At 63.2% G+C, this 12,692-nt stretch carries 13 protein-coding genes, 1 tRNA gene, 1 pseudogene and 1 riboswitch; of the genes and pseudogenes, 6 read left to right on the forward strand and 9 right to left on the reverse strand.

The window, feature by feature from the left end; translation table 11 throughout:
- Window positions 1–90: 90 nt before the first annotated feature.
- A complete protein-coding gene (locus BMY84_RS16325) occupies window positions 91–369 on the forward strand; it encodes a hypothetical protein (RefSeq protein WP_093085265.1) in 279 nt (92 codons plus the stop codon).
- A 113-nt stretch (window positions 370–482) separates the two neighbouring features.
- Here BMY84_RS16325 and BMY84_RS16330 read toward each other — a convergent pair whose 3' ends face one another.
- Window positions 483–785 (reverse strand): glycine zipper 2TM domain-containing protein, encoded by a 303-nt coding sequence (locus BMY84_RS16330; protein WP_093012671.1) that lies wholly within the window; start codon window positions 783–785, stop codon window positions 483–485.
- Between the two features lie 134 nt (window positions 786–919).
- On the opposite strand from BMY84_RS16330, the gene BMY84_RS16335 reads away from it, so the two are divergent.
- The 3 genes and pseudogenes from BMY84_RS16335 to BMY84_RS30835 all read left to right on the forward strand — a co-directional run.
- Window positions 920–1,372 carry a cupin domain-containing protein gene (locus tag BMY84_RS16335; protein ID WP_093085266.1) on the forward strand — a complete coding sequence of 151 codons (453 nt, stop codon included), beginning with the start codon at window positions 920–922 and terminating at the stop codon, window positions 1,370–1,372.
- Window positions 1,373–2,105: 733 nt separating this feature from the next.
- Window positions 2,106–2,356: riboswitch (cobalamin riboswitch) on the forward strand.
- Window positions 2,357–2,537: 181 nt separating this feature from the next.
- Complete coding sequence (locus BMY84_RS16340) at window positions 2,538–4,655, forward strand: TonB-dependent receptor (RefSeq protein ID WP_093085268.1); 2,118 nt, start codon at window positions 2,538–2,540, stop codon at window positions 4,653–4,655.
- A pseudogene (locus BMY84_RS30835) lies at window positions 4,642–5,508 on the forward strand (PepSY domain-containing protein); the annotation flags it as partial. The gene BMY84_RS16340 and the pseudogene BMY84_RS30835, both read left to right, overlap by 14 nt.
- A gap of 114 nt (window positions 5,509–5,622) precedes the next feature.
- Here BMY84_RS30835 and BMY84_RS30475 read toward each other — a convergent pair.
- From BMY84_RS30475 to BMY84_RS16365, 5 genes are all read right to left on the reverse strand, one after another.
- Window positions 5,623–6,012, reverse strand: a complete 390-nt coding sequence (locus BMY84_RS30475; protein WP_256215287.1) for a hypothetical protein — start codon at window positions 6,010–6,012, stop codon at window positions 5,623–5,625.
- A 154-nt stretch (window positions 6,013–6,166) separates the two neighbouring features.
- Window positions 6,167–6,242 (reverse strand) — tRNA-Thr (locus BMY84_RS16350).
- Between the two features lie 97 nt (window positions 6,243–6,339).
- Entirely contained in the window at window positions 6,340–7,197 is an 858-nt protein-coding gene (locus tag BMY84_RS16355; protein ID WP_093085437.1) for a hypothetical protein, read from the reverse strand.
- Complete coding sequence (locus BMY84_RS16360) at window positions 7,194–8,513, reverse strand: replication-associated recombination protein A (protein WP_093085269.1); 1,320 nt, start codon at window positions 8,511–8,513, stop codon at window positions 7,194–7,196. Before BMY84_RS16360 ends, BMY84_RS16355 begins: the two co-directional genes overlap by 4 nt.
- A 28-nt stretch (window positions 8,514–8,541) precedes the next feature.
- Window positions 8,542–9,720: a glycosyltransferase family 4 protein gene (locus BMY84_RS16365; RefSeq protein WP_093085271.1), complete on the reverse strand. Its 1,179-nt coding sequence runs from the start codon at window positions 9,718–9,720 to the stop codon at window positions 8,542–8,544.
- Between the two features lie 124 nt (window positions 9,721–9,844).
- On the opposite strand from BMY84_RS16365, the gene BMY84_RS16370 reads away from it, so the two are divergent.
- Window positions 9,845–10,063 (forward strand): hypervirulence associated TUDOR domain-containing protein, encoded by a 219-nt coding sequence (locus BMY84_RS16370; protein ID WP_093085272.1) that lies wholly within the window; start codon window positions 9,845–9,847, stop codon window positions 10,061–10,063.
- Window positions 10,064–10,154: 91 nt separating this feature from the next.
- Here the strand turns inward: BMY84_RS16370 and BMY84_RS29225 are convergent, their stop codons facing one another.
- On the reverse strand, window positions 10,155–10,685 hold the full coding sequence (locus tag BMY84_RS29225) for a hypothetical protein (RefSeq protein WP_143075074.1): 531 nt from the start codon (window positions 10,683–10,685) through the stop codon (window positions 10,155–10,157).
- A gap of 199 nt (window positions 10,686–10,884) precedes the next feature.
- Between BMY84_RS29225 and BMY84_RS16375 the strand changes: the two genes are divergently transcribed.
- The gene (locus BMY84_RS16375) at window positions 10,885–11,538 is read left to right on the forward strand and encodes an MOSC domain-containing protein (RefSeq protein WP_093085274.1); all 654 of its coding nucleotides are present in this window, start codon (window positions 10,885–10,887) and stop codon (window positions 11,536–11,538) included.
- Window positions 11,539–11,787: 249 nt separating this feature from the next.
- Here BMY84_RS16375 and BMY84_RS29800 read toward each other — a convergent pair whose 3' ends face one another.
- Window positions 11,788–11,958 (reverse strand): hypothetical protein, encoded by a 171-nt coding sequence (locus BMY84_RS29800; protein ID WP_177204051.1) that lies wholly within the window; start codon window positions 11,956–11,958, stop codon window positions 11,788–11,790.
- Between the two features lie 289 nt (window positions 11,959–12,247).
- Window positions 12,248–12,655, reverse strand: coding sequence for a cupin domain-containing protein (locus BMY84_RS16380; protein WP_256215288.1), 408 nt, complete (start codon window positions 12,653–12,655; stop codon window positions 12,248–12,250).
- Window positions 12,656–12,692: the final 37 nt, after the last annotated feature.

Raw genomic sequence — 12,692 nt, forward strand, 5'->3', positions numbered from 1 at the left:
GCTTTGCCGCGCCGCAGCATAAACGGGCCTCAACAGAACAAGAATATAAGAGGTGTTTGATCGGCATTCACAAGGAGTTTACCCATGCGAATGCTGTCGAAGTTCATTGTTGCTGGCGTTGTTAGCGCTACCGTCGCCACCGCTGCCTATGCTGAAGAGGCCGCTCCCAAGCAGCGCTTCACGCACGAAGGCTACACCTATGTCTACCAGGTGAAGGACACCAAGGCTGGCAAGGTGATTTCGGGCCGTCGTTTCCCCGACGCCGTCGCCTTCAACCTGGCCGTCAAGAATGGCAAGGTTTCGGGCACCTCTGGCGGCCAGCAGGTTGCTTTCAAGGTTGAAGACGCCCGCGGCGCCGCTTCGGAATAATCGCGAAGCGCCTTAAAAAAGTTAGGGATGGCATCCGACGGGATGCCGTCCCTTTTTTCATGCCTTATGTGGCCGGAAGCCGGCGCCCGCTCCAGAAGGCGCCGACCGATCCGTCAGCGGCAAGTGCGCTTGCTGTCGATCGACTTGCCGAGCAGCGCGCCGCCAGCCGCGCCCAGGATGGTGCCGGTGGCACGATCACCGCGCGTATCGATCGCGCGACCGACCAGCGCACCGCCCACGCCGCCGACGATCAGGCCGGTCGTGCCGTTCGACTTGCGGCAATAGGTGCGGCCATCGCGACCACGCCATTCCTTGTAGCGATAATGTTTACGGGCCTGTGCACCATCGGTGGGCACGGCCATCGAAACCGGGACGGCCAGCGAAATGGCGACCAGGGCGAGCAGGGCTTTACGCATATGTATCTCCTCCATTAGCGTATGGGTATTAAGTGATTTGGCGCTTGAACCCCTGCACATTGATCTAAGTTGCATGAACGTCAGGCAACGGCACAACCGACTGTTTCCAAAGACATAAATTTTGAGGTGAAGTGATGCGTGCGGACGATGGCTGGGATAGGGACCGGGATGGACGCGCCCTGATTGCGGCACTCGATCTGGCGCCGCATCCCGAAGGGGGCTGGTATCGGGAGACATGGCGTGGGCCTTTGGGCGCTGACGGGCGGGCGACCGGCACGGCCATCTATTTCCTGCTGGAGGCGCATGAACGCTCGCACTGGCACCGGGTAGATGGCGAGGAGCATTGGTTCTGGCATGCAGGCGCGCCGTTGATCCTGTCGGTCGCGGCCGATGGAGAACCGGCGCAGGATCTGTTGCTCGGCCCTGACATCATGGCGGGGCAGGTGCCGCAGGGGCGGGTGCCGGCCCATCACTGGCAGGCATCGACGCCGCAGGGCGGCTGGACGCTGGTCAGTTGCACTGTCACGCCCGGCTTCGATTTCGCCGGCTTTACGCTGGCGCCGCCGGACTGGTCGCCGCCCGGATGATAGGCCCGGAAAACTTATCCACACTTATCCACAGCTTTGATCGCCGAGTGTCAAAAATCCGTCCGATTTCGCTTTGAACGACTCGCTGATGGTGAGAGCATCCCCTTATCGGAACGGTTGAGATGGAGCGATCCGGATCAAAAAATAGGTGAGAAATCAGCTATTTAAACCGACACGATAGCTGCCGAAAGGCATCGACCGAAAGGATGATGTGGATAGGTGGCGCAGGTCGATCGAAACCGCTGCCGGGTACGCGCGAAAGTGAACGTCGGGCACGGGGACGAATGACCAGCGACGGGATGAAGGCTTCCAGCCGGAACTTGCCGCACACCGGAGTAGCATTCTCGCCCTGAGAATGATGCGAAGGACACGAAGGGCCGATGATCGCACCCCCTTGCGGGACGCGGATCGCATGACCCGACGGAAGTGGGGACCGGCAGCAATGCCGGCCCCCATTTTGCGTTATGGGCTCGTTTGCAAGGGCGACGTGCCTGCATGGCTTGCGTGGGCCAATCAATCCTCCGCCATATTTAAAGCATGATGACATCGAGTCGATCCAACTATCCCCGTTCGTTTCGAGCGCAGTCGAGAAACGCGCGCGCTGTGCTAACCGCTTCTCGACTGCGCTCGAAGCGAACGGATCAGGTTAAAGTCATCCCGCTCGAAGCCCTCTTGCGCAACCCGCACGGGCGACATAGACAGCCATCGCCTTTCGGCTGCCCTTGGGCGGCAGAGGGGCAAAGATCGCGTCGGTTCCCCGGAGACGGGGATTAAAATGGGAACGCGGTGAGGATGGCGCAAGCTATCCAAATCCGAGGCTGTCCCTGCAACTGTAAGTGGCGAGCGCGATATACAGGAGCGGACGGCAATATGACCGATCCGCCAGCCACTGGGCCGGACGCTAAATCCTGCGAGGCCTGGGAAGGCCGTATATCAAGCGATGACCCATGAGCCAGGAGACCTGCCGGCGTCTGGTCGCTCTTGCCTTGGTCCAGGGGATGGCCGCGGCACGGTATACTCCGTCTGAGCGACGAACGAGCGGCAGGGGCCGCATCGGACGCCGTGTGTCGGTCGCCCCTGGCGTCCGGCCGATGCCGGTTGCCGACCGTTCGTGAACGGCACGCCCCCGCCCATTTTGTCGTGCGACGCCGACGGGGGGATAGATATGTTGAAGTTCACACCGGCTGCACTTGCGGCCTTCTCTCTTGCTGCGCCCAGTGCATTTGCCCAGCCTGCCGAAGATAATGGGAATGATACGGCGATCATCGTGACCGGCGTGGTCGATCCGCTGCGCCTGAATATGAAGGCGGAAGGGGCCAGCCGCCTTGGCCTGACCGCGCTGGAAATGCCAGCCAGTGTCGAAACGCTGGATGGCGACGCCATCCGCCTGCGCGGTGACCTGACCATTCAGGATGCGGCTGCCCGTGCGACCGGCATCGTCAACACCTCGGGCGTGTTTGGCTATGGCCTGTCGGCACGCGGCTTCACCGGCCAGAATTCGGTGATGACGCTCTATGATGGCATGCGCATGTACAACAATACGCTGACCTTCCCGGCCGACCCGTGGATGGCGCAGAGCGTGGAGATTTTGCGCGGCCCTGCCTCGGTTCTCTATGGCGAGGGCGCGATCGGCGGCGCCGTCAATGTCGTGCGGAAACAGCCGTCCGACCAGATGGAGGTGAGCGGCCGGGTCGGCATCGCTTCCTATGACAGTTTCAACGTCGCGGCCGGTGCCGGTGGTCCGATCAGCGAAGGCATCGCCTTTCGCGCGGACGCCAGCTATCGCCGGTCGGAAGGCTGGATGGACCGGGGCGATTCCGATGCGCTGGCCCTGTCCGGGGCGATCCGGTTCAGGCCAGCCACCGACCTGTCCATCACCCTGTCGCACGACCATAGCGTGCAAAATCCGCGCACCTGGTTCGGCGTGCCGCTGGTGAATGGCAAGCTGGATCGATCGATCGCCCGCAACAATTATAATGTCGCCGATGCCCGGCTGCGCTTCCGCGACAATTGGAGCCAGGCGAAGGTGGAATGGACGCCGTCGGATGCGCTGACCATCCGCAGCACTTTCTACCATCTTTGGGCCAATAAATATTGGAAGAATGCCGAAAGCCTGACCTACATTCCCGCGACGCAGAGCAGCGCGGCGCAGGTGCGGCAATCCAGCTTTCTGGAACTCTACCATATCCAGAAACAGACCGGGCACCGCACGACCGCCAATCTCAATCATGATCTGGTGGGACTGGAAAACAGCCTTGTCGTGGGCTTCGACATCAACCGCATCAGCTACAAGAATGTCAGCAACAGCGGCAATAATGCGACGCGACTGGTCGACGCCGCCGATCCCGATCCGGGCCTGTTCATCCACCAGTCCACGGCAACGACGAAGGCCCGCTATACCAACCGCATCCGCCAATATTCGATCTTTGCCGAAGACCGGCTGAAGTTCAGCGATCGCTTCTCGCTGGTCGGCGGCCTGCGCTATGACCGGCCGGAAATCACCAAGACCGACTATGTGAATGCGGCGAATAACTTCACCTCTACCCCCGATGCCGTCACATGGCGCGTGGGGGCGGTCTATAATCCCGTCCCGTCGCTGGCGCTCTACGGCCAATATGCGACCGCGGCCGACCCGGTCGGCGCGCTGGTGTCCACCAGTGTCGCGCAAAGCGATTTCGACCTGTCGACCGGTCGCCAATATGAGGCGGGGATCAAGCATATCTTCTGGGGATCGCGCGGCCAGTGGACGCTGGCCGTCTATGACATCGTCAAGCGCAAGCTGCTGACGTCCGATCCGCTGATCCCGACCATTCAGGTGCAGGTCGGCCAGCAAAGCTCGCGCGGGGTGGAGGCCTCGCTCTTCCTGGAGCCGGTCGATCATCTCAGCGTCACGGTGAACGGGTCGCTGCTGAGGGCGCGCTATGATGATTTCGCCGAATCCGTGGGCGGCGTCCTGTTCCAGCGGGCCGGCAATCGCCCCAGCAATGTCGCGACGAAAACCGCCAACGCCTTCGTCAGTTGGGAATTCATGAAGGGCTGGGTGCTGGACGGCGGCGTCAGCTATGTCGGCAAACGCTATCAGGATGCGGCGAACAGCCGTGTCGTCCCGGCCTATACGTTGACCGACGCAGGGCTGCGCTGGCAGTTTGTGGATGGAGCGAGCGTGGCTGTGCGCGTCCGCAATATCTTCGATACGACCTATGCGCGCGCCACCTATGGCAGCACCCAATGGGTGCTGGGCGATCCTCGCACGGTGGAGGCGACGCTCCATGTCGCGCTCTGAAACAGGCGCATCGGCGCGGCGGGGACCATCGGTTCCCGCCGCGCTGTGGAAGGGGACGAAGCGCTGGCTCTATATCTTCCACCGCTGGACCGGCATTGTCCTGTGCCTGTTCTTCGCCATCTGGTTCCTGTCGGGACTGGTGATGCTCTATGTGTCCTTCCCCTCCTTCCGCGCGGCGGAGCGGGTGGCGACCGCAGCGCCGATCGACTGGCGACAGGTGCGCGTCGGGCCTGACCGGGCGCTGGCGGTGCTGGGCGAGGCGGGCGCCTCCACCGAAATGCGCCTTGGCATGACCGGCGGGGAGCCGGTCTATCGCATCGTCACGCCGGATGGGCGGCGCGCCGTGTCGGCCCGCACCGGCGCCGAAATCCGCGCGGTCGACGCCGCCCGCGCCGCCGCGATCGCCTCCACACTCACGGGCGCGCCCGCTCTGTCGGTCGATCCGGTCGATCACGATCAATGGGTCGTTACTCGCGCGTACAAGGCGATGGCGCCCTTCTGGCGGGTGCGCACGGCCGATGCGACGGCATCCGACATCTATGTCAGCCAGCAGACGGGGGAGGTGGTGCAGAACACGACCGCGCATGAACGCTTCTGGAACTGGCTGGGCGCGGTGCCGCACTGGATCTATTTCGAAGCGCTTCGCGTGTTTCAGGAGCCATGGCGCCAGACCGTGCTATGGACGTCCGGCATCGGGCTGCTCGGCGCGCTGGCGGGGATCTGGATCGGCCTGCTGCGGGCACGGTTCAAACGCCGCTACAAATCGGGATCGGTCAGCCCCTATCGCGGCTGGATGAAATGGCATCATGTCGGCGGCCTTGTCGGCGGCCTGTTCATCGTCACCTGGATAGCGAGCGGCTGGCTGTCGATGAGCCCCTGGGGCGGATTGCGGGACAAGGGGCGGGGCGACGTCGCCAGCCTCTATGCCGGTGCGCGGCCCGGCTATCCCAAGACCGATCTCGCCGCTCTAGCGCAGGCGGGGGCTGGCATGCGCGAAGGCCGCTTTGGCTGGCTGGGTGGGCAACCGATCATCACCCTGTGGGGCGGGGAACGGCCGCACCTGCTGGATGGCGCAACCGCCCGGCCCATGACGCTCAGCCGCGATCGCATCATCACCATGGCGCGCCATGCAATGCCGGGCGCGGCGCTGACCGATGTGGCTCTGCTGGAGCAACCGGATCGCTATTGGTATTCGACCGGCGACCCGCGTGACGATGATCGTCCGCTGCCCGTGCTGCGGCTTAAGTTCGACGATGCGGCGCAGAGCTGGCTGCATATCGATCCGGCGACCGGAGCGCTGCTGGGACAGGTCGGATCGGGCGGGCGCAGCTATCGCTGGCTGTTCAACGCCCTGCACAGTCTGGACTTTCCCTGGCTGCTCTGGTGGCCGCCGCTGCGGCATATTCTGGTCTGGCTCTTGTCCGGCGCTGGCCTGATCATTTCGATCAGCGGCGTGATCATCGGCTGGCGGCGCCTGTTCCCGGCCCGTGCGCGCCTAAAGCCAAAAAACATGGTGCCGGCTAGAGGGCTCGAACCCCTGACCCCCTGATTACAAATCAGGTGCTCTACCAACTGAGCTAAGCCGGCCTGAAGGCCGCACATAGAGCGGCCTTCAGGTCCAGTCAACGAATTGCCCCGTCAAAATATGGCGGGTGCATAAGGGGCCGAAATCCTTCGCTCAGGGTCAGGTGACGCCGAAGGTCCAGCCTTCGCTGCGCGCGATCTGCGCGGTCATCCCGCCGGGCGACCAATGCCCCGCCTGCGCCACCGCGCGCCGCATCCAGGCGGCCGTGACGATCGCATCCGCGCCATGGTCGTCAGGCATTACGCCTTCATGCGGCGCTGAGCCCAGAGCTGTCAGCGCGTCGTTCAGCGCCGCCAGATCCCGCATCTTGCTACGTCCCTTGGGCCGACCGGCGGCTCGCGCGGCGATGCTGGTATAGATTTCCACCACCAGCGATCCAGCATCCGGCACCGGATCGAACGGCCAGACCGGCACATGCGGCCGCACATGGTGCAGCATCCGCATGCCCGCAAAGCTCGCCTTGGCCACCTGCGCCGCGCCGATCGCATCATAAACGGTGGAGGGCTTCCCCCCGCCACCCGCATTATAGAGCGCCTCGCACGCCCGGTTGTGCATGAAGGTCGCTTTCACCCCGTCCGCCTTGCCGAAATAGAAATGGCGGCGATGGGCGACCTCCAGCAGGCTGGCCGCGCCCAGATCGATATCGTCGCAAATCGCATCGACATAGGCCCAGAAGCCCGGCCCATCCTGCGGCACATCATCGCCGGGCAGATAGCTGCCCCGCGCGACGAAGGGCGGCGCGAAGCTGAAGTCGAAGCCGAACAGGGTAGGGGCCTTGCCCGCCGCATGGATCAGCCAGTCGGCCACCGCCTGCCGCGACCAGAGGCGATCGAGCGGCGCGATCAGCCGGGGCACGGCATCCCCCGCCTCGCAAAGCGCGACCGCGATCCCCTTGTGCCGAGCGCCCTTTGCGCCGGACCAGTCGATCGCGGTAAAGCGCGCAAAGCCGGGCGTCACGCGCCGCCGCGCTCCGCCCGCAACTTGTTCCAATAGGCGATGCGCTCGGCGATCCGCGCCTCGAAACCGCGATCGGACGGCGCATAGAAGGTCTGCGGGCTCATTTCCTCCGGCCAGTAATTGGCGCCGGAAAAGCCACCCTCGGCATCATGATCATATTGATAGCCCGCGCCATAGCCGACCTGCTTCATCAGCTTGGTGGGGGCGTTGACGATGTTCATCGGCGGCATCAGTGATCCGGTGTCGCGGGCCGATTTGAACGACGCCTTCATCGCCATATAGGCCGCGTTCGATTTGGGCGCCGTCGCGCAATAAAGGCAGGCCTGCACGATCGCCAGTTCCCCCTCTGGCGACCCCAGAAATTCATAAGCATCCTTGGCGGCGAGGCATTGCACCACCGCTTGCGGATCAGCGAGGCCAATATCCTCGGTCGCAAAGCGCACCAGCCGCCGCAGCACATAAAGCGGCTCTTCCCCCGCCGTCAGCATCCGCGCCATATAATAGAGCGCGGCCTGCGGATCGGACCCGCGCAGCGATTTATGCAGCGCGGAGATGAGGTTGTAATGCCCCTCCCGATCCTTGTCATACACCGCGACCCGGCGGTGCAGGAGGGCGGACAGGCCAGCCGGATCGAGCGGCGCGGGGATATCGATCGAATAGAGCGTCTCGACCTGATTGAGCAGGAAGCGCCCGTCGCCATCCGCGCTGGCCAGCAAGGCTTCCCGCGCGGACGGATCGAGCGGCAGGGGCCTGCCCGTCAGTGCCTCCGCCCGGTCCAGCAATTGCTCCAGCGCGCTCGCATCCAGCCGCCGCAGGATCAGCACCTGCGCGCGCGACAACAGCGCCGCGTTCAGCTCGAAACTGGGATTTTCGGTGGTCGCCCCGACCAGCGTGACCGTGCCATCCTCGACAAAGGGCAGGAAACCATCCTGCTGCGCCCGGTTAAAGCGATGGATTTCGTCCACGAACAGCAGGGTTTTCTCGCCCAGCCGGGCATGGTCCTTCGCGGCGGCGAACACTTTTTTGAGGTCGGCGACACCGGAAAAGACAGCCGAGATCGGCGCGAAGCGCATGCCCACCGCATCGGCCAGCAGGCGGGATATCGTCGTCTTGCCCGTGCCCGGCGGCCCCCAGAAGATGATGGAGGACAGCCGCCCCGCTGCCACCATCCGGCCGATCGCGCCCTCCGGCCCGGTCAGATGCTCCTGCCCGACCACATCGGCCAGGGTGCGCGGGCGCAGCCGGTCGGCAAGGGGAGCGGTATCGGGCGCGCCATCATCGGCGGGCAGATCGTCGGAAGCGAAAAGGTCGGCCATCGTCACCGATATAGGGATGGACGGGCGTTCAGGGAACAGGGCTGGATCGCGGCGACAGGCCCTGCGCGCGCTGGCGGATCACGCGCAGATAGGTGTCGACCAGCGCCTGATTGACCTGATCCCACCCATTGCGTTCCGCGCGCCGCTGCGCCGCCTGTCCGGCCGCATGCCGGGCATCGCCGTCCAGGCAATAGGCCTGAAGCGCATCGGCAAAATCGCCGATCGCGCCGGGGCGGATCAGCCGACCGGTCACGCCTTCCGTCACCAGGCTTTCGCTGCCGGTCGCCCGCGCTGCCACGGTCGGCAGGCCACACGCCATCGCCTCCAGCGTCACATTGCCGAACGTCTCCGTCACCGACGGGTTGAACAACATGTCCATGCTGGCGACCGCGCGGCCCAGATCGGGACCTTTCTGGAAACCGGTGAACACCGCATTGGGCAAGCGGTTCTGGAACCATTCGCGCGCCGGGCCTTCGCCCACGATCAGCACCTTATGCTGCACCTGCCGCGCGCCGAGCTGGTCGATCGTGTCGGAAAACACGTCCAGCCCCTTTTCCATCACCAGCCGGCCGATGAAGCCGATCGCCGGTACATCATCGCCGATGCCTAGCGACCGCCGCCATTCCATGTCGCGACGGCCCGGGTTGAAAATCTCCCGGTCGATCCCGCGCGTCCAGATGCCGACATCATAGTTCATCCGCTGGTCGCGCAGCAGTTGCGCCATCGATTCGGATGGCGCGACGATCGCGTCGCAGCGGCGATAGAAGCGGCGCAGGATGGACAGGATCAGCGGCTCCAGAAAGGCCAGCCCATAATAGCGCGGATAGGTTTCGAACCGCGTATGCACGGATGCCACGGCGGGCAGGCCATGCTCCCGCGCCCAGCTGACCGCGCGATGGCCCAGCGGATCGGGGCTGGACACATGGACCAGATTGGGCTGGAACGCCTTGAGATCGCGGCGCAGTTTGGCCGACAGCCGATGCGGCACGCGATATTCCTTGCGCCCCGGCACGGCGAAGGACGGCGCGCTCACCAGATCGCCCGCAGGCTCGAAAGCCGGGGTGTCGGTGGTCGGGGAATAGACGCGCACGGTCGCCCCCTGCTTGAGCAGATAGGTGACGAAGCGGTTGAGCGCCTGATTGGCGCCGTCACGCACATAATTATAGTTGCCACTGAACAGGGCGACGCGAAGGCCGGATGCATCCATCGGCGCCCCTTAGCCCAAGACGCGCGAAAACCCAAGGGAACCATATAAGTGCTTGGGAATTTGGCATTTGCAGGCACGGATGCCGGCCGATGCAGTTGCCCCGCAAAAAGGAGAGGATGCCCCGATGACCAAGACTTTCCCTAAGGGAATGCGGGTCAGGTGGAATTGGGGGCAGGGCGTCGGCCGTGGACGGATAAGCGAGCGTTTTGACCGCCATGTCGAACGCACGATCGCGGGCGCGCTGGTCCGCCGCAACGGAACGCCCGCCGACCCCGCCTATCTGATCCATGTCGACAGCGGCGGCGAAGTCCTCAAGCTGCGTTCCGAACTGAGCGTTGCCTAGGTGTGGGAAGTTCCGGATGGCGCAAAGCGACCAAAAATTGACGATGATAGACGAGATGGCTGCGCCTAAAAGCCGACATTCCAATAGGGTTTTAATGGTCGCCTTCCACCGTGTATCTTGCTGCTGCTGAATGGGCGACCTCATATCCATTCTCGGTCCTGACTAAGTCGCGATGTAGAGGGATTGCGCCGGTGGGCATGATTGGCAGAGCAAGTGTTGCAGGCCAGCGAGCGAATATCTCTTTTACTGCTTTGTCTCGAAATCTCTTGGCCAACAGAGGGTCTTCGCCCTTTGAGAACATGATCCACACCTGTCCAAGGTGGTCGGCCTGATCCATGATGACTGCTTCGGAGTGTTCATCGCCAGCCCCGCGCCAGACGGCAGCGTGGACCGTCATCTTCGCCTCCGGGATAGCTTCGGCCGTTTGACGAAGTTCTTCGTCGGTCGCTGCATCGACATGAAGTCCATCGGATTTGGCCAATCGATCCAATAACCTGATCAACTCATCACGCTCGCCTTTCGCAGGAAGTGGAATTTCGTAAGCTGCGACGGTTCTGATGCTATCTGGTTGGGGGGCTACCCCACAGCTTACGCAGACCATCAGAATTGCAAGTGTTGCCATGAAACGCATGGGCAAAAGTTATCGCTTGATCGTGCTACGTCAATGGCAGCTCTACGCAATTGTCCGCCCGAAACCTGACCGTCAGCTACCCACCCAAATCCGCCATCCAACCACGCTCGAACATGCCCACTCCGCCCGGCAATCCACTCCCGCGCGATCGGCCATCGCCCCATGCCTGCACCCATGGCATAAGCGCGCGATGACCACGCCCCATATGATCATCGACGCCCTCCTGATCGGCAAGCCCGTGCCCTTTCGCGGCGAAGATTATAGCGCCATCGCCAAGCAGCCGACGCGCGATCCCGTGCGGATCGGCTGGGCGGGGTTCGAAGGCGATCAGGTTGCCGACACCGTCCATCATGGCGGCTGGGACAAGGCGATCCATCTCTATCCGCAGGATCATTATGGCTGGTGGCGCGATCGCAAGCCCGGTCAGCCGCTGCTCGAAGCTCCCGGCGCTTTTGGCGAGAATATCGCGTCGCGCGGCATGACGGAGGCGGATATTTGTCTGGGCGATCGCTTCTCGCTGGGCAGCGCGGTCGTGGAGGTCAGCCATGGCCGCCAGCCCTGCTGGAAGCTCGACCACCGTTTCGCCGCGCGTGACGTGATGGCGACCATCGTCAAGACCGCCCGCAGCGGCCTCTATTTCCGCGTCATTCGCGAAGGGGAGGCGCAGGCCGGCACCCGCATGGACCTGCTCGACCGGCCGCTCGCCGACTGGCCCATCGCCCGCGTCTTTCACCTGCTGATCGGTGGCGGCCACAAGGCCGACCCCGCCGCCGTCCGCACGCTGGCCGACATGCCGGTACTGGCGGAAGCCTGGCGAGACAGGGCGCGGAAACTGGCGGGGTAGGGGGCTGAAAAGCTGAGCGGTGAATGGCGGCGCAGCCTGATCCTGCCCTCTCCCGCCTTCGCGGGAGAGGCTATGAAGACTTGGCAGCTTGCTGCCTAGTCGTAGTCGGTGAGGGTCTTCTTTCTTGTTCGCGCGGAGAAACGAGGCTCAATAGGCCGCCATCCCGCGTCTGCTCGTTGCACAGTGTATTACAAAAAAAAGGCAGCCGATCAGGATCAGGCCGCCCCCTTTTTCATGATCCCGTCACGCTCACGGATCTTCGGTAAACAGGCACACCAGCGACTGGATACCGGTCTGGAACAGGAACGGCACATCGTTGCAGATATGCGATCCATAGCTATTGCGTTTGATCAGAGCCGATGCCGGCGATGCCGTTACCAGCACAGCCATCACGGCCGCGGCGCTCAGATATTTTTTCATAGCCACTCCTCTGCTTGCATCAGGCAAGTGCCTGACAAATAAGCCCCCCGGACTGGATCCATGTCCCTTGGCTAGGGGAGGGTCGGGCGATGTCAAACCGATCGGCCGACCATGTTGCCAAATAGCTGCCAATTCTGTCCTATTTACGACCAGTCGTTTAGGAAGAACGGAAAATATGACCCACATGCCCTTGGCAGGATTGGAAATTTAATATCCAATTCATGACAGATTATGTCAGAATCCGCGGGAAATATGCGAAGTTAAGCGGAGGAATTCCAACAAGTGCCGTTTAGGGGAGGGGGGCTTCGACCCGGTCGCCATGGCTTTTGGGGGTGGAGGTGACGAGGATGTCTACCGGGGCATTGCTCTGGTTCTGCGCCTGATGCGGCACGCCGGGCGCAATCTCTATCCCCTGTCCGGCACTCAGCCTGTGGGTGACGCCATCGGCCTCCATCGTCAGTTCGCCCGCAAGCACATAGAAAAATTGCCGGGCCTTCTCATGATAATGCCGCGCCTCGGCGGCACTTGGCTGGATACGCTCCTGGATCACCGAAAGATCGTCCCGCTTCACCAGATGCCAGCCGTCATTCACCCCACCCCAGACATAATGTTCCGCCCCCTCGCGCTGGACGACGACGGGGGCAGGGGCAGGCTGGGCAGCAGCGGCGAGGATCAGGAGCAGGGCGTTCATGCCCATGGAGACGATCCGGCGCGTCCACCCCGCCATGCCGCTG

It is taken from the genome of Sphingobium sp. AP50, from assembly GCF_900109095.1.
GTDB lineage: Bacteria > Pseudomonadota > Alphaproteobacteria > Sphingomonadales > Sphingomonadaceae > Sphingobium.